This window comes from Pseudomonas brassicacearum (assembly GCF_003732225.1).
GTDB classification, from domain to species: domain Bacteria; phylum Pseudomonadota; class Gammaproteobacteria; order Pseudomonadales; family Pseudomonadaceae; genus Aquipseudomonas; species Aquipseudomonas brassicacearum_E.
This window is the reverse complement of sequence record NZ_MOBJ01000012.1, coordinates 21,495-46,904: the sequence shown is the minus strand read 5'-3', so window position 1 is coordinate 46,904 and position 25,410 is coordinate 21,495. Positions and strand designations below refer to the sequence as shown.

General features: G+C 59.9%; 32 protein-coding genes. 20 read left to right on the top strand and 12 right to left on the bottom strand.

The window, feature by feature from the left end:
- Window positions 1-8 precede the first annotated feature (8 nt).
- From BK659_RS18610 to pilG, 4 genes are all read right to left on the bottom strand, one after another.
- A complete protein-coding gene (locus BK659_RS18610; RefSeq protein ID WP_123426446.1) occupies window positions 9-2,069 on the bottom strand; it encodes a methyl-accepting chemotaxis protein in 2,061 nt (686 codons plus the stop codon).
- Window positions 2,070-2,238: 169 nt separating this feature from the next.
- On the bottom strand, window positions 2,239-2,778 hold the full coding sequence (locus tag BK659_RS18605; RefSeq protein ID WP_123426445.1) for a chemotaxis protein CheW: 540 nt from the start codon (window positions 2,776-2,778) through the stop codon (window positions 2,239-2,241).
- A 10-nt stretch (window positions 2,779-2,788) separates the two neighbouring features.
- The gene (gene pilH, locus BK659_RS18600; RefSeq protein ID WP_007929961.1) at window positions 2,789-3,154 is read right to left on the bottom strand and encodes a twitching motility response regulator PilH; all 366 of its coding nucleotides are present in this window, start codon (window positions 3,152-3,154) and stop codon (window positions 2,789-2,791) included.
- Between the two features lie 57 nt (window positions 3,155-3,211).
- Window positions 3,212-3,616 (bottom strand): twitching motility response regulator PilG, encoded by a 405-nt coding sequence (pilG, locus tag BK659_RS18595; protein WP_019694068.1) that lies wholly within the window; start codon window positions 3,614-3,616, stop codon window positions 3,212-3,214.
- Between the two features lie 233 nt (window positions 3,617-3,849).
- Here pilG and gshB point away from each other — a divergent pair, with 233 nt between their 5' ends.
- The 7 genes from gshB to BK659_RS18560 all read left to right on the top strand — a co-directional run bounded on the left by gshB (window position 3,850) and on the right by BK659_RS18560 (window position 9,879).
- Window positions 3,850-4,803 (top strand): glutathione synthase, encoded by a 954-nt coding sequence (gene gshB / locus BK659_RS18590; protein ID WP_123426444.1) that lies wholly within the window; start codon window positions 3,850-3,852, stop codon window positions 4,801-4,803.
- 77 nt (window positions 4,804-4,880) lie between these two features.
- A complete protein-coding gene (locus BK659_RS18585) occupies window positions 4,881-5,780 on the top strand; it encodes an energy transducer TonB (RefSeq protein ID WP_123426443.1) in 900 nt (299 codons plus the stop codon).
- A 206-nt stretch (window positions 5,781-5,986) separates the two neighbouring features.
- Window positions 5,987-6,556 (top strand): YqgE/AlgH family protein, encoded by a 570-nt coding sequence (locus BK659_RS18580; protein ID WP_123426442.1) that lies wholly within the window; start codon window positions 5,987-5,989, stop codon window positions 6,554-6,556.
- Window positions 6,556-6,993, top strand: a complete 438-nt coding sequence (gene ruvX, locus BK659_RS18575; protein ID WP_007897947.1) for a Holliday junction resolvase RuvX — start codon at window positions 6,556-6,558, stop codon at window positions 6,991-6,993. The genes BK659_RS18580 and ruvX overlap by 1 nt, the downstream gene beginning before the upstream one ends.
- Window positions 6,994-7,073: 80 nt before the next feature.
- Window positions 7,074-7,580: a bifunctional pyr operon transcriptional regulator/uracil phosphoribosyltransferase PyrR gene (gene pyrR, locus BK659_RS18570; protein WP_123426441.1), complete on the top strand. Its 507-nt coding sequence runs from the start codon at window positions 7,074-7,076 to the stop codon at window positions 7,578-7,580.
- A 26-nt stretch (window positions 7,581-7,606) separates the two neighbouring features.
- Window positions 7,607-8,611: an aspartate carbamoyltransferase catalytic subunit gene (locus tag BK659_RS18565; RefSeq protein WP_019694074.1), complete on the top strand. Its 1,005-nt coding sequence runs from the start codon at window positions 7,607-7,609 to the stop codon at window positions 8,609-8,611.
- Window positions 8,608-9,879: a dihydroorotase gene (locus BK659_RS18560; protein WP_123426440.1), complete on the top strand. Its 1,272-nt coding sequence runs from the start codon at window positions 8,608-8,610 to the stop codon at window positions 9,877-9,879. Before BK659_RS18565 ends, BK659_RS18560 begins: the two co-directional genes overlap by 4 nt.
- 112 nt (window positions 9,880-9,991) lie before the next feature.
- On the opposite strand, the gene BK659_RS18555 is transcribed toward BK659_RS18560, so the two are convergent.
- Window positions 9,992-10,423 (bottom strand): NINE protein, encoded by a 432-nt coding sequence (locus BK659_RS18555; protein ID WP_123426439.1) that lies wholly within the window; start codon window positions 10,421-10,423, stop codon window positions 9,992-9,994.
- A 251-nt stretch (window positions 10,424-10,674) separates the two neighbouring features.
- Between BK659_RS18555 and BK659_RS18550 the strand changes: the two genes are divergently transcribed.
- Window positions 10,675-11,298, top strand: a complete 624-nt coding sequence (locus tag BK659_RS18550) for a C40 family peptidase (RefSeq protein WP_123426438.1) — start codon at window positions 10,675-10,677, stop codon at window positions 11,296-11,298.
- A 106-nt stretch (window positions 11,299-11,404) separates the two neighbouring features.
- On the opposite strand, the gene BK659_RS18545 is transcribed toward BK659_RS18550, so the two are convergent.
- Window positions 11,405-12,439, bottom strand: coding sequence for a type IV pilus twitching motility protein PilT (locus BK659_RS18545; protein ID WP_123426437.1), 1,035 nt, complete (start codon window positions 12,437-12,439; stop codon window positions 11,405-11,407).
- Between the two features lie 56 nt (window positions 12,440-12,495).
- On the opposite strand from BK659_RS18545, the gene BK659_RS18540 reads away from it, so the two are divergent.
- From BK659_RS18540 to BK659_RS18490, 11 genes are all read left to right on the top strand, one after another.
- A complete protein-coding gene (locus BK659_RS18540) occupies window positions 12,496-13,182 on the top strand; it encodes a YggS family pyridoxal phosphate-dependent enzyme (RefSeq protein ID WP_123426436.1) in 687 nt (228 codons plus the stop codon).
- 47 nt (window positions 13,183-13,229) lie between these two features.
- A complete protein-coding gene (proC, locus tag BK659_RS18535) occupies window positions 13,230-14,048 on the top strand; it encodes a pyrroline-5-carboxylate reductase (RefSeq protein ID WP_123426435.1) in 819 nt (272 codons plus the stop codon).
- Between the two features lie 24 nt (window positions 14,049-14,072).
- Window positions 14,073-14,660, top strand: a complete 588-nt coding sequence (locus tag BK659_RS18530) for a YggT family protein (RefSeq protein ID WP_123426434.1) — start codon at window positions 14,073-14,075, stop codon at window positions 14,658-14,660.
- Complete coding sequence (locus BK659_RS18525) at window positions 14,660-14,956, top strand: DUF167 domain-containing protein (RefSeq protein WP_123426433.1); 297 nt, start codon at window positions 14,660-14,662, stop codon at window positions 14,954-14,956. The genes BK659_RS18530 and BK659_RS18525 overlap by 1 nt, the downstream gene beginning before the upstream one ends.
- Before the next feature lie 181 nt (window positions 14,957-15,137).
- Window positions 15,138-16,277: a homoserine O-succinyltransferase MetX gene (gene metX, locus BK659_RS18520; protein WP_123426432.1), complete on the top strand. Its 1,140-nt coding sequence runs from the start codon at window positions 15,138-15,140 to the stop codon at window positions 16,275-16,277.
- Window positions 16,278-16,284: 7 nt separating this feature from the next.
- Entirely contained in the window at window positions 16,285-16,905 is a 621-nt protein-coding gene (gene metW / locus BK659_RS18515; RefSeq protein ID WP_071552963.1) for a methionine biosynthesis protein MetW, read from the top strand.
- Between the two features lie 24 nt (window positions 16,906-16,929).
- Window positions 16,930-17,364 (top strand): DUF4426 domain-containing protein, encoded by a 435-nt coding sequence (locus BK659_RS18510; protein ID WP_123426431.1) that lies wholly within the window; start codon window positions 16,930-16,932, stop codon window positions 17,362-17,364.
- Window positions 17,361-17,957 carry an RdgB/HAM1 family non-canonical purine NTP pyrophosphatase gene (gene rdgB / locus BK659_RS18505; protein ID WP_123426430.1) on the top strand — a complete coding sequence of 199 codons (597 nt, stop codon included), beginning with the start codon at window positions 17,361-17,363 and terminating at the stop codon, window positions 17,955-17,957. Before BK659_RS18510 ends, rdgB begins: the two co-directional genes overlap by 4 nt.
- Entirely contained in the window at window positions 17,954-19,156 is a 1,203-nt protein-coding gene (gene hemW, locus BK659_RS18500) for a radical SAM family heme chaperone HemW (protein ID WP_123426429.1), read from the top strand. The genes rdgB and hemW overlap by 4 nt, the downstream gene beginning before the upstream one ends.
- 9 nt (window positions 19,157-19,165) lie before the next feature.
- Window positions 19,166-19,489: a DUF3392 domain-containing protein gene (locus BK659_RS18495; RefSeq protein WP_054594469.1), complete on the top strand. Its 324-nt coding sequence runs from the start codon at window positions 19,166-19,168 to the stop codon at window positions 19,487-19,489.
- Window positions 19,490-19,647: 158 nt separating this feature from the next.
- Entirely contained in the window at window positions 19,648-20,196 is a 549-nt protein-coding gene (locus BK659_RS18490; RefSeq protein WP_123426428.1) for an RNA 2'-phosphotransferase, read from the top strand.
- Window positions 20,197-20,226: 30 nt separating this feature from the next.
- Here the strand turns inward: BK659_RS18490 and BK659_RS18485 are convergent, their stop codons facing one another.
- The 5 genes from BK659_RS18485 to BK659_RS18460 form a co-directional block, all read right to left on the bottom strand.
- Window positions 20,227-21,018, bottom strand: a complete 792-nt coding sequence (locus BK659_RS18485; RefSeq protein ID WP_123426427.1) for a hypothetical protein — start codon at window positions 21,016-21,018, stop codon at window positions 20,227-20,229.
- A gap of 185 nt (window positions 21,019-21,203) precedes the next feature.
- Complete coding sequence (gene trmB, locus BK659_RS18475; protein ID WP_054594470.1) at window positions 21,204-21,929, bottom strand: tRNA (guanosine(46)-N7)-methyltransferase TrmB; 726 nt, start codon at window positions 21,927-21,929, stop codon at window positions 21,204-21,206.
- A 9-nt stretch (window positions 21,930-21,938) separates the two neighbouring features.
- On the bottom strand, window positions 21,939-22,733 hold the full coding sequence (locus BK659_RS18470) for a thiazole synthase (RefSeq protein WP_123426426.1): 795 nt from the start codon (window positions 22,731-22,733) through the stop codon (window positions 21,939-21,941).
- A gap of 68 nt (window positions 22,734-22,801) precedes the next feature.
- Window positions 22,802-23,002, bottom strand: coding sequence for a sulfur carrier protein ThiS (gene thiS, locus BK659_RS18465; protein WP_007897898.1), 201 nt, complete (start codon window positions 23,000-23,002; stop codon window positions 22,802-22,804).
- Between the two features lie 92 nt (window positions 23,003-23,094).
- On the bottom strand, window positions 23,095-23,466 hold the full coding sequence (locus BK659_RS18460) for a DUF423 domain-containing protein (protein WP_123426425.1): 372 nt from the start codon (window positions 23,464-23,466) through the stop codon (window positions 23,095-23,097).
- A gap of 74 nt (window positions 23,467-23,540) precedes the next feature.
- Between BK659_RS18460 and mtgA the strand changes: the two genes are divergently transcribed.
- Window positions 23,541-24,263, top strand: coding sequence for a monofunctional biosynthetic peptidoglycan transglycosylase (mtgA, locus tag BK659_RS18455; protein ID WP_123426424.1), 723 nt, complete (start codon window positions 23,541-23,543; stop codon window positions 24,261-24,263).
- A 205-nt stretch (window positions 24,264-24,468) separates the two neighbouring features.
- Here mtgA and rpoH read toward each other — a convergent pair whose 3' ends face one another.
- The gene (gene rpoH, locus BK659_RS18450; RefSeq protein WP_123426423.1) at window positions 24,469-25,323 is read right to left on the bottom strand and encodes an RNA polymerase sigma factor RpoH; all 855 of its coding nucleotides are present in this window, start codon (window positions 25,321-25,323) and stop codon (window positions 24,469-24,471) included.
- Window positions 25,324-25,410 lie beyond the last annotated feature (87 nt).

Here is a 25,410-nt window from a genome sequence, read left to right as displayed (position 1 = left end):
GGCATCGTTCAGGCCTTGTCGACGCTGCGCTCAGCGACGGCCGGCAAGGTGAAACCAGACACCGAACGTCGCAGCTGACTGGCCATCTTCGCCAGGTTGCCGATGCTCTCGGCGGTGGCCGTAGAGCCCGACGAGGTCTGCGTGGTGATCTGCTGGATCACGTTCATCGTCAAGGAAATCTGACCCGCCGAAGACGTCTGTTGCTGCGCCGCGTTGGAGATACTCTGGATCAACGCCGCGAGGGTTTTCGATACGCCTTCGATTTCTTCCAGGGCCACACCGGCATCCTGCGCCAGTCGCGCGCCGCGCACCACTTCCGTGGTGGTTTGCTCCATGGAAATCACGGCTTCATTGGTGTCGGTCTGAATCGCCCGGACCAGGGTTTCAATCTGCCGGGTGGCCGCCGACGAGCGCTCCGCCAGCCGCTGGACTTCATCGGCAACCACCGCAAAACCGCGCCCGGCGTCACCGGCCATGGAGGCCTGGATGGCGGCGTTCAACGCGAGGATGTTGGTCTGGTCGGCAATGTCGTCGATCAGGCTTACGATGTCGCCAATTTCCTGGGAAGACTCGCCCAACCGCTTGATCCGCTTGGCCGTGTCCTGAATCTGTTCACGGATATTGTCCATGCCGTGAATGGTGTTGTGCACCACCTCGTTGCCCTTGTTGGCGATTTCCACCGAGCGCTCGGCAACCGCCGAGGACTCGGCGGCATTCGCCGACACCTGATCGATGGACTGAGCCATTTCGTTGATCGCGGTCGAGGCTTCGGAAATCTGCTGTGCCTGATGCTCCGAGGCCTGGGCCAGGTGCATCGCGGTCGCCTGGGTTTCCTGTACGGCAGCGGCCACCTGACCGGCCGTCAGGTTGATGGTCGCGACCAGATCGCGCAGTTGATCGACCGAGTAATTGATCGAGTCGGCGATGGTCCCGGTGAAGTCTTCGGTCACTGACGCCGTTACTGTCAGGTCACCGTCGGCGAGGTCTTCGATCTCGTCGAGCAAGCGCATGATCGCGTTCTGGTTACGCTCGTTCTTCTCGGCGGTTTCGCGCAATTGGCGATTGGTTTCGCGGACCATCACCAGGCCGATCAGGATGATCGAGGTCAGCGCCAGCAAACCCAGCACATAGCCACCGATGGTATCGGTAGAGCGCCCACCCACCATATTTTCAAAACCATTGGCCAGATGAGAAGCCTCATCGAGCAAGGTCTGCGACAGGTTGAAAATGTTGCCCGCCGACTCGCGGACCTTGAACAGTTCAGGTGAGGTTTCGAGGATTTCGTCGACCGAACCCGAAACAAATTGGAACAGCTCGGCAATCTCGGTCAGGCGGGCGCGGGCGTCGTGGTCTTCGACCTCGCTGATTTTCATCAACGGATTGCCCTGCAGCATGCCGTTGAGCACCTGGCCAAAACGCGCTGCATCACGGCCAAAGGCGTCGGCAGCCTGCTGGGCGTTTTCGTCGCCGGCGAGCACGGTGTTGACCGCGCCAAGGATTCGCTCGGCCAGCAACGACTGGCGCTGGGCCATCGCCACCTGAGCGGCCGGCGCGCCGCGCTGGAGCAGGATTTCGACGACTTTTTCGTACTCGACCTGCAACTGCGGCACGGTCTCGGCCAGGGTCGCGGCGACCTGATGCAGCGACAGCACGGTCTGCTCGCTGGACAGGATCGCATCGGTGTTCTTCAGCAAGCGCTCCCAGTCCAGTTGCACCGCGTGCATTTCCGGGCGTACCGCCGCCGGTGCTGGCGGCAGGCCGGTGGTCGGATCACCCTTTTTCAAGTAGCCCCAGCGCTGGGCGAAGTCGTTACGGGCGTCACTCAGCAGCTTGAACGCCGCCGCTTTGCCAGCCGCCGCTTCAGTGGCGTTTTTGGCGATACGTTGGGACAACACGCGCAGCTCGCCGGCGTGGCCGATGTACTGCTTGTCGTAGGAGGCCTGGGTGTTGAGGTAAGCGAAGTTGGCAAACAGCAACACAATGAACACGATCAGCGCCATGAACAGCACAATGATCTGCGAGCGACTGCGCGACCCTTCCGTAGCCTTGCCTGTTTTTGCTTTTATCATCGATCCTCGCCTGTTAACCAACGCCCTGCCATGACTGGCCGAAGAACCTGTGGGAGCGAGCTTGCTCGCGATTCAGGCGCTGCGGTGTTGCAGGCTTACCGCGTTATCGTTCATCGTCGGAGCGCCGCCCGGAGCAAGCTCGCTCCCACAAGGTCCGCGTCGCCTTTCGTCAAAGGGCCACATCCATGAACCGTGCCGACTGCGCCAAGGCAAACGGGCTGAAGACCTGCCAACGCTGCTCGCGCTCGAACTGTCCCTTGATGAAAGCACCCGCCGGGCCGTCCTGCGCGCCCAGTGACGCTGGCTCGAAACTGGCCTGGTCAAAGTGCTGCATGCCGAACACCTCATCGACCATCAACCCGACAAACAGCTCTTTATACTCAACCACCAGTACGCGCCGCTGCTTGCGCAGCGCAGACAGCTCGGTGCCAAAGAAACCGCACAGGTCCATGATCGGCAGCAACCGCCCACGCAGGTTGGCCACGCCCTTGACCCACGACTTGACCCCCGGCAGCTGAGTACAACGCGGCTCGTGCAGGACTTCGCTGACCTCGCCCATCGGCGCCACGTACCAGTGCTCGCCGAGGCGAAAGCCAATCCCGCTCCAGCCGTGGTTGCGGGTTTGCTGCGAAGGCAGATCCGCCGCCAGCAAACGGCAGCGTTGATCGATCTGCAGCAGCAGTTCGAAGGCAGTCAGCGACTCGGCCATGGGTCGGCCGTCAACCAGCCAGAACGGAGTTCAGGGTCTTGATCAGGGTGTCTTCGTCCACCGGCTTGGTGAGGTAATCCTTGGCGCCCTGGCGGGTGCCCCAGACCTTGTCGGTTTCCTGATCCTTGGTGGTGATGATGATCACCGGAATGTGGCTGGTTTCAGCGTCTTTGGTCAGCTGGCGGGTAGCCTGGAAACCGTTGAGGCCGGGCATGACGATGTCCATCAGCACCGCATCGGGTTTTTCCTGACGGGCCAGCGCCACACCATCTGCGCCGTTTTCGGCTTTCAACACTTCGTGACCGTGCTTTTCCAGCATGCCGGTCAGTTTGTACATTTCAGTCGGCGAATCATCGACGATCAGAATACGTGCCATGGTCTTCCCCATTTTTATAGACGCCGGGCCCGTTGGCCGAGCGTCACTGTGCGTGTCCTACTGCGGCGAAACAACGGCAAAGCCCGGTACATGGGCCTGGATCGCGTTCAGCAGTTCTTCCTTGCTGAAAGGTTTGGTCAAAAACTGGTCAGAGCCGACGATGCGCCCCTTGGCCTTGTCGAACAGCCCGTCCTTGGACGACAGCATAATCACTGGCGTGGACTTGAACGCACTGTTGTTCTTGATCAGCGCGCAGGTCTGATAGCCATCCAGACGCGGCATCATGATGTCGACAAAGATGATGCCGGGGTGATTGTCGGCAATCTTGGCCAGGGCATCGAAACCATCGATGGCGGTGATCACCTCACAGCCCACGTTCTTCAACAGCGTTTCGGCGGTACGACGAATTGTCTTCGAATCATCGATCACCATGACCTTCAAGGCGCTGGAATGCTGTTCCATAGTTGCTCTACCGTCGCCTTTGCGAATTAATTTGTCGTTTGCGGGTTACCGGGGCTCGAAACCCTTGATGTTCAAGGGCCAGCACGACATGCCAGTCTTTTTAGCACAGTCTCCAAATCCAATCTATCGGGCGACCGGCGAGGTGGTTTTTCCTTGACCGGGAACACACTGGGCGCCACTCTGACGCCACTTTTTCATGTCGCTTTGACCACCCAAATTTCGAGGAAAAACCCATGAGCGTTCGCGTCGGGATTGTCATGGACCCTATCGCCAGCATTTCCTATAAAAAGGATAGCTCGCTGGCCATGCTGCTGGCCGCCCAGGCTCGCGGCTGGACGTTGTTCTATATGGAACAGCGCGATCTGTACCAGGCCGAAGGTGAAGCCCGGGCGCGCATGCGTCCTTTGAAAGTTTTCGCCAACCCGGAAAAATGGTTCGAACTGGAAGCCGAAACCGACGCGCTGCTGAGCGATCTGGACGTGATCCTGATGCGCAAGGATCCGCCGTTCGACATGGAATTCGTCTACTCCACCTACCTGCTGGAGCAAGCCGAGCGCGCTGGCGTACTGGTAGTCAACAAACCGCAGAGCCTGCGCGACTGCAATGAAAAACTGTTCGCCACGCTGTTCCCGCAGTGCACGCCGCCGACCGTGGTCAGCCGTCGTCCCGATGTGCTGCGCGAGTTCGCCGATCATCACGGCGATGTCATTCTCAAGCCGCTGGACGGCATGGGCGGCGCTTCGATCTTCCGTCACACCAAAGGCCATCCGAACCTTTCGGTGATCCTCGAAACCCTGACCCAGCACGGCAAGCAGCAGATCATGGCGCAGGGTTACCTGCCAGCGATCAAGGACGGCGACAAGCGCATCCTGATGATCGATGGCGAGCCTGTGGATTACTGCCTGGCGCGGATTCCGGCTGCTGGCGAAACCCGTGGCAACCTGGCCGCCGGTGGCCGTGGCGAAGCACGCCCGCTGACCGACAAGGATCGCTGGATCGCCGCACAGGTCGGCCCGACCCTGCGTGAAAAGGGTTTGCTGTTCGTTGGCCTCGACGTGATCGGCGAGCACCTGACCGAAATCAACGTCACCAGCCCGACCTGCATCCGCGAGATCGACAATGCTTTTGGCACGAACATCGGCGAAATGCTGATGGCTGCCATCGATCAGAAGCTTAAAGCTCGTTGATATAGAACACCCAAGGTGCGACCAACATTGCGTTATCATGCGCGGCCTGTGAAAAACGCGATGTTGGTTTTCTTGTTATGACACTTCCGTCCGATCTGCCTCCCGAACTCGCCCACCGTGGCGTGCGCCCGGCCGATCGCCTCGGTTTTACCCTGTTTCTCGCGGCGCTGATTCACCTGGCCCTGCTGCTGGGCGTAGGGTTCGCCTTTGTCGAACCCAAGCAGATCAGCAGAACCCTGGAAATCACCCTCGCCACCTTCAAAAGCGAAAAGAAGCCTGCAAAAGCCGATTTCCTCGCTCAGGAAAACCAGCAAGGCAGCGGCACCCTGGATAAAAAGGCGATCCCCAAGACCACCGAGATCGCGCCGTTCCAGGACAACAAGGTGCAAAAAGTCTCGCCCCCTCCTTCGGTCAAACCTCAGGTAGAGGAAGCAGCGCCGAAAGCCGCCGTGACCACCATCGCGCCAGCGCCAAAAAAAGCCGCGACCAAAAAACAAGAGGTCAAGGCCGAGCCGACACCCAAGGCCGCGACACCGACGTTCGACAGCTCGCAGCTGTCCAGCGATATCGCCAGCCTGGAAGCGGAACTGGCCAATGAACAACAGCTGTACGCCAAGCGCCCGCGTATCCACCGCCTGAGCGCCGCCTCGACCATGCGCGACAAGGGCGCCTGGTATAAGGACGAATGGCGCAAAAAGGTCGAGCGTATCGGCAATTTGAACTACCCCGAAGAAGCCCGGCGCAAGCAGATCTACGGCAACTTGCGACTGATGGTCTCGATCAACCGCGACGGTTCGCTGTATGAAGTGCTGGTGCTGGAATCCTCCGGCCAGCCGCTGCTGGATCAGGCCGCGCAGCGCATCGTCCGACTGGCGGCACCGTTTGCACCGTTTACCGGCGACCTGTCGGATATCGACCGGCTGGAAATCATCCGTACGTGGAAGTTTGCACGCGGAGACAAGCTCTCAAGCAACTGACCGCCACAAATCCCCTGTGGGAGCGAGCTTGCTCGCGATGGCGGCATTGCAGTCAACATTAATGCTGAATGTGAAATTGTCATCGTCGGAACGCCGCCCGGACCAAGCTCGCTCCCACATTTGATCTGGCTTGCCAGCTGGAATAAGGGCATTTCCTGTGCATCCCCAGCTTGTCAGTTTGCCCCTCCAACGCCACACTAGCGCCTATGAAGAACGTCAGCCCCAGCTACCTCAAGCATCACTTCCTGATCGCCATGCCTCACATGGCCGACCCGAACTTTGCGCACACCTTGACCTACATCGTCGAGCACACGGCCAATGGTGCCATGGGGTTGATCATCAACCGCCCACAGGACCTGAGCCTGGCGGATATCCTCGAACAGCTACGCCCCGATATAGAGCCGCCACCACTGTGCCAGCACGTGCCGATCTTCACTGGCGGCCCGGTACAGACCGATCGCGGTTTTGTCCTGCACCCCACCGGATCGACGTATCAGGCAACGGTTGAACTGGATGGCCTGGCGCTGTCCACTTCCCAGGACGTGCTGTTTGCCATCGCCGATGGCGTTGGCCCGGCCAAAAGCCTGATCGCCCTGGGTTACGCTGGCTGGGAAGCCGGGCAACTGGAGGCCGAGCTGGCCGACAATGCCTGGCTGACCTGCCCGTTCGATGCCGACATCCTGTTCAACACCAGTAGCGAACTGCGCCTGGAAGCGGCCGCCAAGCGCCTGGGCATCAACCTCAGCCTGCTGACCAGCCAGGCGGGACACGCCTGATGGCCTTGCGTCTGATTTTGGGTTTCGACTACGGCACCAAACAGATCGGCGTTGCGGTCGGCCAGGTGATTACCGGCCAGGCCCGCGAACTCTGCACCTTGAAGGCGCAAAACGGCATTCCGGACTGGAATCAGGTCGAAGCCCTGATCAAGGAATGGAAACCCGACGCCGTGGTGGTCGGCCTGCCGCTGAACATGGACGGCACGCCCAGTGACATGTGCTTGCGGGCCGAGAAGTTCGCCCGCCGCCTGAATGGCCGCTACAACCTGCCCTTCTATACCCACGATGAACGCCTGACCACCTTCGAAGCCAAAGGCGAGCGCCTGGTCCGTGGCGGGCAGAAAGGCAGTTACCGCGACAACCCGGTCGACGCCATCGCCGCCGCCCTGCTGCTGCAAGGCTGGCTTGATGAAAACACTGCATTGTTCGAATCCTGAAGAGGCGCCCGGCGTCTCTCTTAGCTACAACCCGAGCCGCACTGTGCACACATCGTGCTCGGGCCCATGAAGGAGCAACCATGAGCCTGCCCAATCCCGCCGAACTGATCAGCCAGATGGCGACCCGTCTTGACACCTATCTGGCCAAACGGGGCATCAGCGAACCGCGCTACATCGGCATTCGCACCGGTGGCGTGTGGGTCGCTCAAGCCTTGCTCGAAGAGCTTGGCAGCGACTCGCCACTGGGTACGCTGGATGTTTCCTTCTACCGCGATGACTTCAGCCAGAGCGGCCTGCACCCGCAGGTGCGCCCTTCAGCGTTGCCGTTCGAAATCGAAGGTCAGCACCTGGTGCTGATCGACGACGTACTGATGAGCGGTCGGACCATCCGCGCCGCCATGAACGAACTTTTCGATTACGGCCGCCCGGCCAGCGTCACCCTGGTGTGCCTGCTCGATCTGGATGCCGGCGAGCTGCCGATCCGCCCGAACGTGGTCGGCGCCACTCTGTCGCTGGCGGCCCACGAACGGGTGAAGCTGACTGGCCCCGACCCGCTGCAACTCGAACTTCAAGACCTCGCCCTTTAATTCGCCCTTTTAAAGAGTCCATTGCGATGACGCCTTTAGACACCAAGCGCCCGCTGCAGCTCAATGATCAGGGCCAGCTGCGCCACTTCCTCTCGCTCGACGGTTTGCGCCGCGAGCTGTTGACGGAAATTCTCGACACCGCCGACTCGTTCCTTGAAGTCGGCGCCCGGGCGGTAAAGAAAGTCCCGCTGCTGCGCGGCAAGACCGTGTGCAACGTGTTCTTCGAAAACTCCACCCGTACTCGCACCACCTTCGAACTCGCGGCCCAGCGGCTATCGGCGGACGTCATCACCCTGAACGTGTCGACGTCGTCGGCGAGCAAGGGCGAAACCCTGCTCGACACCCTGCGCAACCTCGAAGCCATGGCCGCCGACATGTTCGTCGTGCGCCACGGCGACTCCGGCGCCGCGCACTTCATCGCCGAACATGTTTGCCCGCAAGTGGCGATCATCAACGGCGGTGACGGCCGTCACGCCCACCCGACGCAAGGCATGCTCGACATGCTCACCATCCGTCGGCACAAAGGCAGCTTTGAAAACCTTTCAGTGGCCATCGTCGGCGATATCCTGCACTCGCGGGTTGCACGCTCGAACATGCTCGCGCTGAAAACCCTCGGTTGCCCGGACATCCGCGTGATCGCGCCGAAAACCCTGCTGCCGATCGGCATCGAGCAGTACGGCGTGAAGGTCTACACCGACATGACCGAAGGCCTGAAAGACGTCGACGTGGTGATCATGCTGCGCTTGCAGCGTGAGCGCATGACCGGCGGCCTGCTGCCGAGCGAAGGCGAGTTCTATCGCCTGTTCGGCCTGACCACCGCACGCCTGGCCGGCGCCAAGCCGGATGCCATCGTCATGCACCCCGGCCCGATCAACCGTGGCGTGGAGATCGAATCGGCGGTGGCCGACGGTCCGCACTCGGTGATTCTCAATCAGGTGACCTACGGGATCGCCATTCGTATGGCCGTGTTGTCGATGGCCATGAGCGGGCAGACTGCCCAGCGCCAATTCGAGCAGGAGAAGGCCCAGTGAAGCTCAGCATTCTCGGCGCCCGCGTCATCGATCCAAGCAGCGGCCTGGATCAAGTCACCGATATTCACATCGAAGCCTGCAAGATCGTCGCCATTGGCGCCGCTCCAGCCGGTTTCGTCGCCGTCGACACCATTGAGGCCAAAGGCCTGGTGGTCGCTCCCGGCCTCGTCGACCTGAACGTCGCTCTGCGCGAACCGGGTTACAGCCGCAAAGGCACAATTGCCAGCGAAACCCGCGCCGCTGCGGCGGGTGGCGTCACCAGCCTGTGCTGCCCGCCACGGACCAAGCCGGTGCTGGACACCTCCGCCGTGGCCGAGCTGATCCTCGACCGCGCCCGCGAGGCCGGTAATGCCAAGGTGTTCCCGATTGGTGCCCTGAGCAAAGGTCTGGACGGCGAACAGCTGGCTGAGCTGATTGCCCTGCGCGATGCCGGTTGCATTGCATTCGGCAACGGCCTGGAGAGTTTCCGCAATACCCGCACCCTGTGCCGGGCGCTGGAATACGCGGCGACATTCGACCTGACGGTGATCTTCCATTCGCAGGATCATGACCTGGCCGAAGGTGGCCTGGCTCACGAAGGTCCGACCGCAAGCTTCCTCGGCTTGCCGGGGATTCCCGAAACAGCTGAAACCGTGGCCCTGGCCCGTGATCTGCTGCTGGTCGAACAAACCGGCGTGCGCGCGCACTTCAGCCAGCTCACCAGCGCCCGTGGCGTGGCATTGATCGCTCAGGCCCAGGCCCGTGGCATGAAGGTGACGGCCGATGTGGCGCTGTATCAGCTGATCCTCACCGACGAGGCGCTGATCGACTTCAACAGCCTGTATCACGTCCAGCCGCCGCTGCGCACCCGCGCTGACCGCGATGGCTTGCGTGCCGCCGTGAAGTCCGGCGTGGTTCAAGCGATCTCCAGCCATCACCAGCCACACGAACGCGACGCCAAGCTGGCACCGTTCGGCGCGACCGAGCCGGGCATCAGCAGCGTTGAACTGCTATTGCCACTGGCCCTGACGCTGGTGGAAGACGGCTTGCTCGATCTGCCGACGCTGTTGGCGCGTTTGAGTGCCGGCCCGGCCGAGGCCCTGCGCCTGCCGGCAGGCAAGCTGGCGGTTGGCGCCCCGGCGGATCTGGTGGTGTTCGATCCTGCCGCGTCCACCGTGGCCGGCGAAAACTGGCTGTCGAAGGGTGAAAACTGCCCGTTCCTCGGCCACAGCCTGCCGGGCGTGGTGCGCTACACCCTGGTGGACGGACGGATCAGCCACCAGGCTTGAGACCGCGTCGCACCAATCGCGAGCAAGCTCGCTCCCACATTGGATTTGTGGTGTTTCACAAATCCTCGGCAAAACGCCGAACGAATGTGGGAGCGAGCTTGCTCGCGATGGCTTACTGGAAGGTGCCTCTGTTCTGCGCATTGCGAACCGACACTTGGTCATTCAGCGTCCAGAAGTCATACAGCACCCCCAGAAAGAACAACCCACCGGTCACCAGGTACAGCAGGCCCGTCAGCCACTTGCCTTGGTACATGCGGTGGATGCCGAACACGCCGAGGAATGTCAGCAGGATCCAGGCGACGCTGTACTCGATAGGCCCGGCGGTAAACCGCAGGTCCGCTTCACGGTCCATGGCTGGAATCAGGAACAAGTCGATCAGCCAGCCGATCCCCAGCAATCCAAAGGTGAAAAACCAGATCGTTCCGGTCACCGGCTTGCCGTAATAGAAGCGATGAGCACCGGTAAAACCGAAAATCCACAGCAGGTAACCAATCACCTTGCTGTGGGTGTCCTGGTGTGAAACATCCTGACGATAGGAGTTCATGGGTTCCCTCATTTGCCTCGATAGATAAATATTCTTGAATTCTTTGTGACTTTTTTACAGGCGACCGACGTATGGCAAATGCTACCTTGTCTCCCGTCAAAGCCTTGTAACACCTGACTTCTGTCCGACAATTGAGTCAATTTGCAGCTTCTTTGGTGCAGTTGACCCCCAGGTTGAATCGACCAACGGCCTCGGAAAGGACAAAAAAGCTGTTATAAAGTTGCGCGCTTACCTACATAGAGCCTTGCCTAATGCGTCCATTTTTCAAGACATGGCTAACCATTTGCCTATTAATGCCACTGGCCGCCCACGCCACCAATCGTGAGCAACGTCTTCCGAACGTTAATGGTTACACCCCAAAATCTCATGTTTCTGCCGTTACCAGCAAAAACAAACACGCTGTAAAAGGTCTGACTCATCTGAGCAAGGTCGACAGCAAACCGGTCCCGCCGATGGGGGCCAAACAAAGCAGCAATGTACTGAGCCGTGCAGTAAACGTGCTCGGCACTCCTTATCGTTGGGGCGGCAGCAGCCCAAGTAAAGGGTTCGATTGCAGCGGGCTGGTGAAATACGCCTTCAATGGCGTTGGTGCTGCTGATCTGCCACGCACTTCCAACGCCATGGCCGCCGGTCACGGACAGAAAGTCGAGCGTAAGGACTTGAAGCCGGGCGACCTGATTTTCTTCAATATCAAGAGCCGCAAGGTCAACCACGTTGCCATTTACCTGGGCAACGACCGCTTCATCCACGCACCGCGTCGTGGCAAGTCGGTGACCATCGACACCCTGAAGAAACCGTACTGGGAAAGCCATTACGTGGTTGCCAAGCGGGTTGAAACGAAAGAATCGAAAACCATGCGCATCGCTCAGCGCTGATCCGAAGCAAGATCAAAGGATCGCAGCCTGCGGCAGCTCCTACGGAACAGGAAATCCCTGTAGGAGCTGCCGCAGGCTGCGATCTTTTTGTTTAGAGTCCCAACCTTCAGAAATTATCCGGTGACCGCGCCTTTTCCCGCGCATGCTCGCGGCTGATCAAGCCTTTGTTCACCAGGTTCTTCAAGCACATATCCAGTGTCTGCATCCCCTGCGAAGCCCCGGTCTGAATCGACGAGTACATCTGCGCAATCTTGTCTTCGCGGATCAGGTTACGGATTGCCGAAGTACCGATCATGATTTCGTGAGCCGCCACCCGGCCACCGCCGATTTTCTTGATCAGCGTCTGGGAAATCACCGCCTGCAACGACTCCGAGAGCATCGAACGCACCATCGACTTCTCTTCGCCCGGAAACACGTCCACCACCCGATCAATGGTCTTCGCCGCTGAGTTGGTGTGCAAGGTACCGAAGACCAGATGCCCGGTCTCGGCCGCCGTCAGCGCCAGGCGGATGGTCTCCAGATCACGCATCTCCCCCACCAGAATCACGTCCGGGTCCTCGCGCAATGCCGAACGCAGCGCGGTGGCGAAACTGCGCGTGTCACGGTGCACTTCGCGTTGATTGATCAGGCATTTACGTGATTCGTGGAGGAATTCGATGGGGTCTTCGATGGTGAGGATATGGTGATGCCGGTGGTTGTTCAGGTAGTCGATCATCGCCGCCTGGGTGGTCGACTTGCCGGAACCGGTAGGCCCGGTGACCAGCACCAGCCCGCGAGAGACCTCGGTAATACGGCGAAACACATCCCCCATGCCCAGATCTTCCAGGCTCTGGATTTTCGACGGGATGGTGCGAAATACCGCGCCCGGGCCGCGATATTGATTGAACGCATTGACCCGAAAGCGCGCCACACCCGGCGCCTCGAAGGAAAAGTCGGTCTCCAGCGCCTGCTCGAACTCCACCCGCTGCTTGTCGTTCATGATCGTGTAGATCAGCTCGCGCACCTGCTTGTCATCCAGCGCCGGCAGGTTGATCCGCCGCACATCGCCATCCACCCGGATCATCGGCGGCAGCCCCGCAGACAGGTGCAAGTCGGAAGCCCCTTGTTTGGCGCTGAACGCCAGCAGTTCAGTGATATCCATAGCACCCCCCAATTCCAGTAGAATGCCGCGAACCTCAGACTGCCGGCGTCCCTTGAATGTCCACGATAGCAGACAACATCGCGCAGGTAGCTGCGCGTATCCGCGCAGCGGAACAAACCGCGCAACGTGCCGAGCACAGCGTCCGGCTGCTGGCTGTGAGCAAAACCAAACCCAGCGACGCCGTGCGTGAAGCCTACGCCGCCGGTGTGCGCGACTTTGGTGAGAACTATCTGCAGGAAGCCTTGGGCAAACAGCTCGAGTTGGCCGACCTGCCCTTGATCTGGCACTTCATCGGCCCCATTCAATCGAACAAGACGCGTGCTATCGCCGAGAACTTCGCTTGGGTGCATTCCGTGGATCGCTTGAAAATCGCACAACGCCTGTCCGAACAACGCCCGGCCGAACTGCCGCCCCTGAACATCTGCATTCAGGTCAATGTCAGCGGTGAAGCCAGCAAATCCGGTTGCACCCCGGCCGATCTGCCGGCGCTGGCGAATGCCATCAGCGCGTTACCACGGCTGAAACTACGCGGCTTGATGGCAATCCCGGAGCCGACTGAAGATCGTGCCGCTCAGGACGCTGCCTTTGCGACCGTACAAAAGCTACAAGCCAGCCTGAATCTGCCACTCGACACGCTTTCCATGGGCATGAGCCACGACCTGGAGTCGGCCATCGCCATGGGCGCCACCTGGGTGCGTATTGGTACGGCCCTCTTTGGCGCCCGCACGCCTGGTCATCAATAGCCGGCCAACCGTAACGTGGCTGACTTACCTCTCTATAAGGACCTGACATGAGCAAGACACGTATTGCCTTTATCGGTGCCGGAAACATGGCCGCCAGCCTGATCGGCGGCCTGCGCGCCAAAGGTCTGGACGCCACGCAGATCCGCGCCAGCGATCCGGGTGCTGAAACCCGCGCACGGGTAACCGCCGAACACGGCATCGAAACGTTCGCCGACAATGCAGAAGCGGTTCAAGGCGCAGACGTGGTCGTACTGGCGGTAAAACCTCAGGCGATGAAAGCTGTGTGTGAAGCACTGCGTCCAAGCCTTGCACCGAATCAACTGGTGGTGTCGATTGCCGCCGGGATCACCTGCGCCAGCATGAACAACTGGCTCGGCGCCCAGCCGATCGTGCGCTGCATGCCCAACACCCCGGCGCTGCTGCGTCAGGGCGTGAGCGGTTTGTTCGCCACCGCCCAGGTGACTGCCGAACAGCGTCAGCAGGCCGAAGCGCTGCTGTCGGCCGTCGGTATCGCCCTGTGGCTGAACGAAGAGCAGCAACTGGATGCGGTCACCGCCGTTTCAGGCAGTGGCCCTGCGTACTTCTTCCTGCTGATCGAAGCCATGACCGCTGCGGGCGAGAAACTTGGTCTGCCACGGGACATCGCGGCCCAACTGACCCTGCAAACGGCGTTGGGCGCTGCGCACATGGCGGTCGCCAGTGATGTCGACGCCGCTGAGCTGCGCCGTCGCGTAACTTCGCCAGCGGGCACCACCGAAGCCGCGATCAAGACCTTCCAGGCCGGCGGCTTCGAAGCCCTGGTCGAAAAAGCACTCGGCGCCGCTGCGCACCGCTCGGCCGAGATGGCCGAGCAACTCGGTCGCTAATCAGCTCTTACAAAGGAATAAATGATGCTCGGATTCAATGACGCTGCCATTTTCATAATTAAAACCCTGGGCAGCCTGTACCTGCTGATCGTGCTGTTGCGCTTCATCCTGCAATTGGTTCGGGCGAATTTTTACAACCCGCTCTGCCAGTTCATCGTGAAAGCCACTCAACCGCTGCTCAAGCCTCTGCGCCGGGTAATCCCGAGTATGTTCGGGCTGGACATGTCGTCGCTGGTACTGGCGCTGATCGTGCAGATGCTACTGATCGCGGTCATCCTGTTGCTCAAAGGCTTCCAGGTTGACTGGCTGTTTTTGGTGCCATGGGCACTGATCGCGATCTTCGCGCTGTTTTTGAATATCCTGTTCTACGCGATGATCATCAGCGTGATTCTGTCCTGGGTCGCCCCGGGGAGCCACAATCCGGGCGCAGAGCTGGTCGCTCAGATTACTGAACCGGTCCTCGCCCCGTTCCGCCGCATGATTCCGAACCTGGGCGGCCTCGACATCTCACCGATCTTCGCGTTTATCGTGATCCAGTTGCTGCAAAGCTGGCTGATCCCACGCCTTGCGTACTATGCCTTCATGCCAAACGGGCTGCTCGGCCTGATCTGATGAGCTATTTTCGCTGGGACGGTGACGACCTGATTCTGGAGTGTCACCTGCAACCGGCGGCCCGCAGCGATGACTTCTGCGGGCTGCATGGCGATCGGCTGAAGATCCGCCTGACCGCCCCGCCGGTCGAAGGCAAGGCCAACGCCTATCTGATGGCGTTTCTGGCCAAGGCGTTCGGGGTGTCCAAGAGCCAGGTGAGCCTGATCAGCGGTGAGCTGAACCGGCAGAAGCGGGTTCGGATCAGCTCGCCGAAGAAGTTGCCGGAGTTGCCTGGGTTGATGCGCCCAGCAGGCTGACCGCGTCATCGTTCATCGCGAGCAAGCTCGCTCCCACAGGGTCTGCACATAACCTGTGGGAGCGAGCTTGCTCGCGATTGGCGCACCTCGGTAGAACGGAATGAAATCAGGCCCGGCCTTTGCTTGCCGCTAGCCACAGCGGTCTTTAGACTTACGCCTCATTTCAACGAGAGCAGGGTCGATGCCAACTGCCTTTCCCGCCGATTCTGTTGGTCTGGTGACGCCGCAAGTGGCGCACTTCAGCGAGCCCCTGGCCCTTGCCTGCGGCCGCTCATTGCCAGCTTATGACCTGATCTATGAAACCTACGGCACGCTGAACGCCACGGCGAGCAACGCCGTGCTGATTTGCCATGCCTTGTCCGGTCACCATCACGCCGCCGGTTTTCACAGTACCGAAGACCGTAAACCCGGTTGGTGGGACAGCTGCATCGGCCCGGGCAAACCGATCGACACCAACAAATTCTTCGTGGTCAGCCTGAACAACCTCGGCGGCTGCAACGGCTCCACCGGCCCGAGCAGCATCAACCCGGACACCGGCAAGCCGTTCGGCGCCGACTTTCCGGTGCTGACCGTGGAAGACTGGGTCCATAGCCAGGCACGCCTCGCGGACCGGATCGGCATCGACCAGTGGGCCGCCGTGATCGGCGGCAGTCTGGGCGGCATGCAGGCAATGCAGTGGAGCATCACTTACCCTGATCGCATCCGTCACTGCCTGGCCATTGCCTCGGCACCGAAACTGTCGGCACAGAACATCGCCTTCAACGAAGTGGCACGTCAGGCAATTCTCACCGACCCGGAGTTCCATGGCGGTTCGTTCCAGGAAGCGGGCGTGATCCCCAAGCGCGGGCTGATGCTGGCGCGGATGGTCGGGCACATCACCTACCTGTCGGACGATTCCATGGGCGAGAAATTCGGCCGTGGCCTGAAGAGCGAAAAGCTCAACTACGACTTCCACAGTGTCGAGTTCCAGGTCGAAAGCTACCTGCGTTATCAGGGTGAAGAGTTCTCCGGGCGCTTCGATGCCAACACCTACCTGCTGATGACCAAAGCGCTGGACTACTTCGATCCGGCGGCGAACTTCGACGATAACCTGGCGAAAACCTTCGCCGACGCCAAAGCCAAGTTCTGCGTGATGTCCTTCACCACCGACTGGCGCTTCTCCCCTGCCCGCTCGCGGGAACTGGTGGATGCGCTGATGGCGGCCAGGAAAGACGTTTGCTACCTGGAGATCGATGCTCCGCAAGGCCACGACGCCTTCCTGATTCCGATCCCGCGTTACTTGCAGGCGTTCAGCAATTACATGAACCGTATATCGCTTTGAGGAAGACATGAGAGCCGATCTGGAAATCATCCAGGAATGGATCCCCGCCGGCAGCCGCGTCCTCGACCTCGGTTGCGGTGATGGCGAGCTGCTGACCTGGCTGCGCGACAACAAGCAAGTCACCGGCTACGGGCTGGAAAACGATGCAGACAACATCGCCGAATGCGTGGCCAAGGGCATCAACGTCATCGAGCAGGACCTGGACAAGGGCCTGGGCAACTTTGCCAGCAACAGTTTCGACATCGTGGTGATGACCCAGGCCCTGCAAGCCGTGCATTACCCGGACAAGATCCTCGACGAAATGCTGCGGGTCGGTCGTCAGTGCATCATCACCTTCCCCAACTTCGGTCACTGGCGTTGCCGCTGGTACCTGGCAAGCAAGGGCCGGATGCCGGTTTCGGAGTTTTTGCCGTACACCTGGTACAACACGCCGAACATCCACTTCTGCACTTTCGAAGACTTTGAAGCGCTTTGCCGCGAACGTGAAGCCAAGGTCATCGATCGGCTTGCCGTCGATCAACAACACCGACACGGGTGGGCCAGTAAGCTATGGCCTAATCTATTAGGTGAGATTGGCATCTACCGCGTCAGCAGTCCTGGCCTGCAGGATCACCAGGTAGCGGTTTAACGAGGTTTTTCGAGGAGAGCGATCATGGGTCGTCTAGCCCTGTTTCTATTAACAGCCTGCCTGAGCGTCAGCGCCATGGCCGCCGAAGCCATCAAAGGCGAACGCCAGGAAACCTTCGGTGACGTGACGGTGCATTACAACACCTTCAATTCCACCTACCTGACGCCGGATATCGCCAAAAACGCCGAACTGATCCGCAGCAAGAACCAGGGCGTGATCAATGTGTCGGTGATCAAGGCTGGCAAACCACTGACCGCCAGCGTTACCGGTACGGTGAAAGACCTGACCAGCCAAAGCCTCCCGCTGAAGTTCAAACAGATCACCGAAACCGGTGCGGTCTACTATATCGCCCAGTTCCCGGTGGATCAGCAGGAAGTCCGCACGTTCGAGATCAAGGTGCAGACCGGCGACAAAATCAACACCATCAATTTCAACCAAGAGCTCTTCCCCGGCGAATGATCGACTTCACGCAACTCGTATTGGCCAGCCATAACGCCGGCAAACTCAAAGAACTCCAGGCCATGCTCGGCGAATCGGTGCACCTGCGCTCGATTGGCGAGTTCAGCAGCGTCGAGCCCGAAGAAACCGGCCTGTCGTTCGTCGAAAACGCCATCCTCAAGGCCCGCAACGCCGCGCGCATCTCCGGCTTGCCGGCGCTGGCCGATGATTCAGGGCTGGCGGTGGACTTCCTCGGCGGCGCGCCCGGTATCTACTCGGCGCGTTACGCCGATGGCCAGGGCGATGCGGCGAACAACGCCAAGCTGCTCGACGTGCTGAAAGACGTGCCTGAAGCCGAACGCGGTGCGCAGTTTGTCTGCGTGCTGGCGCTGGTACGCCACGCCGACGATCCGCTGCCGATTCTCTGCGAAGGTCTGTGGCACGGGCGTATCCTGACCCAGGCCAGCGGTGAGCACGGCTTTGGTTACGATCCGCTGTTCTGGGTGCCGGAGCGCAATTGCTCCAGTGCAGAATTGAGCCCGGCCGAGAAAAACCAGCTCAGCCACCGCGCCCGTGCAATGGATTTGCTGCGCCAACGCCTGAGCCTGAAATGACCCACGACTCGTCCGCGTCGCCGCTGATCTTCGGCGGCGCGCAATCGCCCCGCGCGGCCCTGCCTCAGTTGCCGCCGCTGGCGCTGTACATCCATATTCCGTGGTGCGTACGCAAATGCCCTTATTGCGACTTCAACTCCCACACCGCAAGCCCCGTGCTGCCGGAAGAAGAGTATGTGGACGCCCTGCTGGCTGACCTCGATCAGGATCTGCACGCAGTTTACGACCGCAAGCTCAGTTCGATCTTCTTCGGCGGCGGCACACCGAGCCTGTTCAGCGCGCAAGCGTTGGGCCGCTTGCTCAAAGGTGTGGAACAGCGGATCCCGTTTGCCAGCGATATCGAAATCACCCTGGAGGCTAACCCCGGGACTTTCGAGCAGGAAAAGTTCGTCGCTTACCGCGCCTTGGGCATCAATCGCCTGTCGATCGGCATCCAGAGCTTCCAGCAAGAGAAGCTTGAGGCACTGGGCCGGATCCACAACGGCGATGAAGCGATTCGCGCCGCTGGCATGGCCCGACAGGCCGGGTTCGACAACTTCAACCTGGACCTGATGCACGGCTTGCCCGATCAGTCCCTGGAAGACGCTTTGGACGACCTGCGCCAGGCCATCGCGCTGAAGCCGACTCATCTGTCCTGGTATCAGCTGACGCTGGAGCCGAATACGGTGTTCTGGAATCAGCCGCCAACCCTGCCAGAAGACGACACCCTGTGGGACATTCAAGAGGCCGGTCAGGCGCTGCTGGCCGAACACGGTTACGCCCAATACGAAGTGTCGGCGTATGCCCAACCCGGTCGCCCGGCGCGGCACAACCTCAATTACTGGAGTTTCGGTGACTTCATCGGCATCGGTGCCGGGGCTCATGGCAAACTCAGTCACCCGGACGGGCGCATTGTCCGCACCTGGAAGACCCGTTTGCCGAAGGACTACCTCAACCCGGCAAAGAGCTTTCAGGCGGGCGAGAAAGCCCTGACCAACGAAGAGCTGCCTTTCGAGTTCCTGATGAATGCCTTGCGCCTGACCGAGGGTGTCGAGGCGAGGCTGTATCCGGAGCGCACCGGCCTGACGCTGGAAAGTCTTGCCGAAGGCCGTCGTGAGGCCGAACAAAGTGGCTTGTTGCAGGTCGAACCGTCACGTCTGGCGGCGACGATGCGCGGACAGCTGTTCCTCAATGACTTGCTGCAGAATTTTCTGACTTAAGGAAATCGAATGGATTTGGTACTCGATCTGCTTGCCACCGTGTCCCGCTGGAGCCGTAGCAACCTGTCGGAAATCGCCCTGGCACTGGTGGGCTGCCTGCTGGTGCTGTTTGGCGCAGATATCAAAGGCTGGATCGATCAACGCCTGGGCAGCATCGCCGGCGCCTTGCGCGTCCCGTTGATGGCCCTGGTGTGCATGATTGGCAGCGGCGCGGCGCTGATCTACGCCACGCCGTGGATTGTTCGCGGCCTGAGCCAGTTCAACAACTACAGCCTGGCGCCGGTGTTGCTGGTAGTGCTGGTGTTGATCGGCGTCGTCGCAGACCGCCGCTAAATTTCGGCTAGACACAAAACAAATGTGGGAGCGAGCCTGCTCGCGATGAGGCCATAACATTCAACATCTGCGTTGACTGTTACACCGCTATCGCGAGCAAGCTCACTCCCACATTGGATTGCGATCGATGCTTTTTTTGCCGGTAGTCAGGGAAGATCATGAGTAAGAAGCTGCTGGACGATACAAGCAAATTTCTCAGCTACGTGTTGCGTCACGAGCCGCAGGCCATTGGCCTGGTACTGGATACGGACGGTTGGGCGGCTATCGACGCGCTGATAAGCGGCGCGGCACGCGACGGTAGAACCCTGGATCGGCAATTGATCCAGCAGGTTGTCGACAGCAGCGACAAGAAACGCTTTTCGGTCTCCGCAGACGGCCAACGCATCCGCGCCGTGCAGGGGCATTCGACAAAAACCGTCGACCTGCAATTCGAAGCAAAGCGCCCTCCCGCAACGCTGTACCACGGCACCGCGACCCGGTTCATGGCGTCAATCAACGAACAGGGGCTGATCCCGGGCTCACGGCGTCACGTGCACCTGTCCCAAGAGGTAGAAACCGCCAGCGCTGTGGGCCAGCGCTATGGGACAGTGGTGACTCTGGAAGTCGCTGCCCAACAGATGCAGGATCAAGGCTTCAAGTTCTACCAAGCCGAGAATGGAGTCTGGCTGACAGAGCTTGTGCCTGTGATATTTATCTCCCACCTATAAGTCACCGACCGCCGCCAACTCATCTGCCATCTATTTATTGTCGGACGCCTTCCCTGCATTTCGAATCATCGCGTTGAGCCCGTTGTGGTCATTGCAGCCCAGCGCTTCAGCATCATCCAGATAGGCAATATTCTTACTGTCAGGTCGGTCATTCTCGTTTACACGCGTCAGCGCCAGAATGTAGTTGGCCTCGGCCCGATATTGGTCTTCTGTCAGGACCAGCGCGACGGCGCGGGCCCGTATGGCCGCCAGTACACCCTGCTGCGGCAACGGTGCCCCTTCGTCCAGGAAACATAGGGAATGCTTGGCCGGTAACGGGTAGGCGTCACCATAGGCGTCGGACTTCTGCAGCAACTGCTCCAGCGACTGCAAGTACTTCAGGTGATCCGCGTTGTGCAGATCAAACCGTTCGTATGCCTTATCGCACAAGTGGTAATAGCCAACCGCAGCCGCCAACAAGCCTTGGTCCATAGCTTTTTGGTAAAGGCTACAAGTCTCTTTGCGCGACCGCTCGGAGAACATCGGATTGTCCTGCAGGTTAGCCAGAAAGTACGTTGCAACTGTGTGTCCGCCATCAGACGCCCGTTTCAGACTGTCTACGAGCGCTTCAATGTCACCCTCTGCATTGCGCAGCTGCTCTGGACTGTACTTGATATCAGGCTGCCCGGCGGCTTCCCGCCTGACCCTTTCATCGGCCTCGCGCTTGATTTTATCGGCCACTCTCTGAGCGCGTTGAAAGTATTGATCGGGTGTTACAACAGGTTCGCATGCTACAGAGCACAGCAGACTTAAAAACAGCATGCAGGCGAAGATGACTTTCAAAACTTGTCTTCCTTTACAAGTGGGGACTTAGAGCTTTCGGCAGATAAACGCTGATCTGAACCCGACACAAAACAACTGTGGGAGCGAGCTTGCTCGCGATGGCGATATAACATTCAACATCGATGCTGAATGTTATGGCCTCATCGCGAGCAAGCTCGCTCCCACATTTTGTATTGAGTTATGGCTTACGACTGTTTTTCGAACTTCAAATCCCACACGCCATGCCCAAGGCGTTCGCCGCGGCGTTCGAACTTGGTGATCGGGCGCTCGGCTGGGCGCGGTACGCACTTGCCGTCTTCGGCGAGGTTGCGGTAGCCCGGCGCGACGTTCATCACTTCCAGCATGTATTCCGCATACGGTTCCCAGTCGGTAGCCATGTGCAGCACACCGCCAACTTTCAACTTGCTACGCACCAGCTCAGCGAACGACGCCTGAACGATACGACGCTTGTGGTGACGGCTCTTGTGCCACGGGTCCGGGAAAAACAGCATCAGGCGATCGAGGCTGTTGTCGGCCACGCAACGGTTGAGTACTTCGATCGCATCGCAATCGTAGACCCGCAGGTTAGTCAGGCCCTGGGTCAGCACGCCATTGAGCAGCGCGCCGACACCTGGACGGTGCACTTCAACGCCAATGAAATCCTGATCCGGCGAAGCCGCGGCCATTTCCAGCAGCGAATGGCCCATGCCAAAGCCGATTTCCAGCGAGCGTGGTGCCGAGCGACCAAACACCTGGTCAAAATCCACCGGCGCGTCGGCCAGCGGCAAAACGAACAGCGGCGTGCCCTGGTCCAAACCGCGCTGTTGGCCTTCGGTCATACGCCCGGCGCGCATCACGAAACTCTTGATGCGGCGGTGTTGGCGCTCTTCGCCTGCTTCCGTCTGGATAGGCGTGTCGTTCGATTCAGTCATCAATGGCTCTTACTTGATCAGACCATCCAGCGGCGAGGAAGCGCTGGCATAGAGTTTTTTCGGCATGCGCCCGGCGAGGTACGCCAGACGACCTGCAACAATGGCGTGTTTCATGGCTTCAGCCATCATGATCGGCTGCTGGGCGTGGGCGATGGCCGAGTTCATCAGCACCGCTTCGCAACCCAGTTCCATGGCGATGGTGGCGTCGGAAGCGGTGCCGACACCGGCATCCACCAACACTGGAATCCTGGCTTCTTCGAGGATGATCTGCAGGTTGTACGGGTTGCAGATCCCCAGGCCCGTGCCGATCAGACCGGCCAGCGGCATGACTGCGATGCAGCCGATTTCCGCCAGTTGACGGGCAATGATCGGGTCATCGCTGGTGTAGACCATCACGTCGAAACCTTCCTTGACCAGCACTTCGGCGGCCTTGAGGGTTTCGATCACGTTAGGGAACAGGGTTTTCTGGTCCGCCAACACTTCCAGCTTCACCAGGTTGTGGCCGCCGAGCAGCTCACGGGCCAGGCGGCAGGTGCGCACAGCCTCGGTAGCGTCGAAGCACCCGGCGGTGTTCGGCAGGAAGGTGTAGCGATCCGGCGACAGGACTTCGAGCAGGTTCGGTTCGCCCGGGTTCTGGCCGAGGTTGGTCCGGCGCACGGCGAAGGTGACGATCTCGGCACCCGAGGCTTCGATGGCCAGGCGGGTTTCTTCCATGTCGCGGTACTTGCCGGTACCTACCAGCAAACGCGACTGGTAAGTACGACCAGCCAGGACGAAAGGCTTGTCGCTGCGAACGTTGCTCATCGGAAATCCTCTGTTGGGGTGAGGCTCTTGCAGAATGCGTGTGGGGCGCGGGAGTCGCCTGCTGGCTACTAGCCGCCGCCGATGGCGTGCACGACTTCGACCGAGTCACCGTCGTTCAAAGTAGTTTCTGCGTGCTGACTGCGCGGGACAATATCCAGATTGAGTTCGACCGCCACCCGGCGTCCGGTCAGTTCCAGACGGGTCAGCAGGGCCGCAACGGTTTCACCGTCGGGCAGTTCAAGGGATTCGCCGTTCAACTGAATGCGCATGCCGAATGCCGCCATCGTTTTTAGGGGCCAGCATTCTAGCCCGATCAGTCAGGTCGACCCAAGCCATTCGTCTTGAAATGGACCCGTAGGGGTCAGCTCAAGCGCCAGGCGGCAATCCCCAGGCACAGCCAGCCCACGAGGAATGCCAATCCGCCGAACGGCGTAACGATGCCAAGCTTGCTGACACCGGTCAGGGTCAGCAGGTAAAGGCTGCCGGAAAACAGCAGGATGCCGATAGCAAATGATACGCCGGCCCAGGTGATCAAACGTCCTGGAATTTGCGTGGCCAGCAGTGCTATGCCCAGCAGCGCCAGGGTATGCACCAGTTGGTAGGTGACGCCGGTGTGGAAAATCGCCAGGTATTCGGCACTCAGGCGGTCTTTCAGGCCATGGGCGGCAAACGCGCCCAGTCCCACGCCGGTGAATCCGAAAAAAGCGGCCAGCATCAGAAAGCCACGCAGCATGAGGAACTCCAGTCAGAATCATCGGGCAGGGTCTGTATAATGGCCCGCTCGACAGGTTCGGCCAAGCCATCTCTATGCTGCGTTTAATGTTCCGCCGCTTCACAAAAGCCCTGCTCTGGTTCGCGGTTGGCAGCGTGTTGCTGGTGCTGGTGTTTCGTGTCGTTCCGCCTCCGGGGACAGCACTGATGGTTGAGCGCAAGATCGAATCCTGGGTCGATGGCGAGCCTATCGACGTGCAGCGCAATTGGCAGCCGTGGGAAAACATCTCCGACGACTTGAAAGTCGCGGTGATGGCTGGCGAGGACCAGAAATTCCCCGAGCACTGGGGTTTTGACTTCGGCGCGATTCAGGCTGCTCTGGCGCACAACGAACTCGGCGGTTCGATCCGTGGCGCCAGCACCCTGAGCCAGCAAGTCTCGAAGAACCTGTTCCTGTGGTCCGGTCGCAGCTGGCTGCGCAAGGGCCTGGAAGCCTGGTTTACCGGACTGATCGAAGTGTTCTGGCCCAAGCAGCGAATACTTGAGGTGTACCTCAATAGCGTGGAATGGGATGACGGGGTGTTTGGCGCCGAAGCGGCTGCCCGGCATCACTTTGGCGTCAGCGCCCGCTCGCTGAGCCGTCAGCAGGCCAGTTTACTGGCCGCTGTGCTGCCAAACCCACGGGTCTGGAGCGCCGGCCATCCGAGCCCTTATGTATTGCGACGCGCGAGCTGGATTCGGCAGCAGATGAGCCAGTTGGGTGGCGACAGCTATCTGATAGGGCTCAACGCTTCGCGCCGGGCGCCTTGGGCCCAATAGTCGATCACAATTCCAGCAGCACTGAAGATCCACTGTGGGAGCGAGCTTGCTCGCGATAGCGGTTGATCATTCAGTACTCATATCGACTGACCCGACGTCATCGCGAGCAAGCTCGCTCCCACCGGGGCCGGTGGGAGGCAGGATTATCGGGCACAAACAAAAACGCCCCGATCAATGATCGGGGCGTTTCTTATTGCGTTGCAGCTTAAGCAGCAATCGACAGCTTGAGCTTGTTCATCGCGCTCTTTTCGAGCTGACGGATACGCTCGGCCGACACGTTGTACTTCTGCGCCAGGTCGTGCAGCGTGGCTTTTTCTTCTGCCAGCCAGCGCTGGTAGAGGATGTCACGGCTGCGGTCGTCCAGTACTTCCAGCGCTTCGTGCAGGTTGCTGGTTGAGTTGTCGGTCCAGTCGGCATCTTCCAGTTGACGGGCCGGGTCGTACCGGTGGTCTTCCAGATAGTTGGCCGGCGACTGGAAAGCGCTGTCGTCGTCCGCTTCCGCGGCCGGGTCGAAGGCCATGTCATGGCCGGTCAGGCGACTTTCCATCTCGCGCACTTCCCGCGGCTCTACGCCGAGGCTTTCAGCCACGCGATGGACTTCCTCGTTGTTCAACCACGCCAGACGTTTTTTCTGGCTGCGCAGGTTAAAGAACAGTTTGCGCTGGGCCTTGGTCGTGGCGACCTTGACGATGCGCCAGTTGCGCAGGATGAATTCGTGGATTTCAGCCTTGATCCAGTGCACTGCAAAGGACACCAGACGCACGCCCATTTCCGGGTTGAAGCGCTTGACCGCTTTCATCAGGCCAACGTTGCCTTCCTGAATCAGGTCAGCCTGGGCCAGGCCGTAGCCGGAATAGCTACGGGCAATATGTACAACAAAACGCAGGTGGGCGAGCACCATCTGCCGAGCCGCCCCCAAATCCTGCTCATAGTAGAGACTCTCGGCCAGTTCACGCTCCTGCTCCGGTGTCAGCAATGGAATGCTGTTCACCGTGTGCACATAAGCCTCCAGGTTCGCGCCTGGGACTAGAGCATAAGCAGGTTGCAAAGAAGTGGTCATACGAAAAAACCTCCGACTTACATAACTCGTGCAGTTCAGCACTGCGAAAATTGACCGGGAACCGAAGGACAAGTTCCCCTACACGCT

Bases quoted from the DNA above. Each gene is read 5' to 3' on its own strand.
- mtgA (WP_123426424.1), top strand. From the start codon at position 23,541: ATGCTGCGTTTAATGTTCCGCCGCTTCACAAAAGCCCTGCTCTGGTTC.
- BK659_RS18460 (WP_123426425.1), bottom strand. From the start codon at position 23,466: ATGCTGCGTGGCTTTCTGATGCTGGCCGCTTTTTTCGGATTCACCGGC.
- BK659_RS18545 (WP_123426437.1), bottom strand. From the start codon at position 12,439: ATGGATATCACTGAACTGCTGGCGTTCAGCGCCAAACAAGGGGCTTCC.
- BK659_RS18510 (WP_123426431.1), top strand. From the start codon at position 16,930: ATGGGTCGTCTAGCCCTGTTTCTATTAACAGCCTGCCTGAGCGTCAGC.
- trmB (WP_054594470.1), bottom strand. From the start codon at position 21,929: ATGACTGAATCGAACGACACGCCTATCCAGACGGAAGCAGGCGAAGAG.
- BK659_RS18470 (WP_123426426.1), bottom strand. From the start codon at position 22,733: ATGAGCAACGTTCGCAGCGACAAGCCTTTCGTCCTGGCTGGTCGTACT.
- pyrR (WP_123426441.1), top strand. From the start codon at position 7,074: ATGAGCCTGCCCAATCCCGCCGAACTGATCAGCCAGATGGCGACCCGT.
- BK659_RS18605 (WP_123426445.1), bottom strand. From the start codon at position 2,778: ATGGCCGAGTCGCTGACTGCCTTCGAACTGCTGCTGCAGATCGATCAA.
- BK659_RS18585 (WP_123426443.1), top strand. From the start codon at position 4,881: ATGACACTTCCGTCCGATCTGCCTCCCGAACTCGCCCACCGTGGCGTG.
- BK659_RS18495 (WP_054594469.1), top strand. From the start codon at position 19,166: ATGGATTTGGTACTCGATCTGCTTGCCACCGTGTCCCGCTGGAGCCGT.
- pilH (WP_007929961.1), bottom strand. From the start codon at position 3,154: ATGGCACGTATTCTGATCGTCGATGATTCGCCGACTGAAATGTACAAA.
- gshB (WP_123426444.1), top strand. From the start codon at position 3,850: ATGAGCGTTCGCGTCGGGATTGTCATGGACCCTATCGCCAGCATTTCC.
- metW (WP_071552963.1), top strand. From the start codon at position 16,285: ATGAGAGCCGATCTGGAAATCATCCAGGAATGGATCCCCGCCGGCAGC.
- thiS (WP_007897898.1), bottom strand. From the start codon at position 23,002: ATGCGCATTCAGTTGAACGGCGAATCCCTTGAACTGCCCGACGGTGAA.
- rpoH (WP_123426423.1), bottom strand. From the start codon at position 25,323: ATGACCACTTCTTTGCAACCTGCTTATGCTCTAGTCCCAGGCGCGAAC.
- BK659_RS18580 (WP_123426442.1), top strand. From the start codon at position 5,987: ATGAAGAACGTCAGCCCCAGCTACCTCAAGCATCACTTCCTGATCGCC.
- BK659_RS18565 (WP_019694074.1), top strand. From the start codon at position 7,607: ATGACGCCTTTAGACACCAAGCGCCCGCTGCAGCTCAATGATCAGGGC.
- BK659_RS18525 (WP_123426433.1), top strand. From the start codon at position 14,660: ATGAGCTATTTTCGCTGGGACGGTGACGACCTGATTCTGGAGTGTCAC.
- metX (WP_123426432.1), top strand. From the start codon at position 15,138: ATGCCAACTGCCTTTCCCGCCGATTCTGTTGGTCTGGTGACGCCGCAA.
- ruvX (WP_007897947.1), top strand. From the start codon at position 6,556: ATGGCCTTGCGTCTGATTTTGGGTTTCGACTACGGCACCAAACAGATC.
- BK659_RS18540 (WP_123426436.1), top strand. From the start codon at position 12,496: ATGTCCACGATAGCAGACAACATCGCGCAGGTAGCTGCGCGTATCCGC.
- BK659_RS18555 (WP_123426439.1), bottom strand. From the start codon at position 10,423: ATGAACTCCTATCGTCAGGATGTTTCACACCAGGACACCCACAGCAAG.
- pilG (WP_019694068.1), bottom strand. From the start codon at position 3,616: ATGGAACAGCATTCCAGCGCCTTGAAGGTCATGGTGATCGATGATTCG.
- proC (WP_123426435.1), top strand. From the start codon at position 13,230: ATGAGCAAGACACGTATTGCCTTTATCGGTGCCGGAAACATGGCCGCC.
- BK659_RS18530 (WP_123426434.1), top strand. From the start codon at position 14,073: ATGCTCGGATTCAATGACGCTGCCATTTTCATAATTAAAACCCTGGGC.
- hemW (WP_123426429.1), top strand. From the start codon at position 17,954: ATGACCCACGACTCGTCCGCGTCGCCGCTGATCTTCGGCGGCGCGCAA.
- BK659_RS18490 (WP_123426428.1), top strand. From the start codon at position 19,648: ATGAGTAAGAAGCTGCTGGACGATACAAGCAAATTTCTCAGCTACGTG.
- BK659_RS18610 (WP_123426446.1), bottom strand. From the start codon at position 2,069: ATGATAAAAGCAAAAACAGGCAAGGCTACGGAAGGGTCGCGCAGTCGC.
- BK659_RS18550 (WP_123426438.1), top strand. From the start codon at position 10,675: ATGCGTCCATTTTTCAAGACATGGCTAACCATTTGCCTATTAATGCCA.
- rdgB (WP_123426430.1), top strand. From the start codon at position 17,361: ATGATCGACTTCACGCAACTCGTATTGGCCAGCCATAACGCCGGCAAA.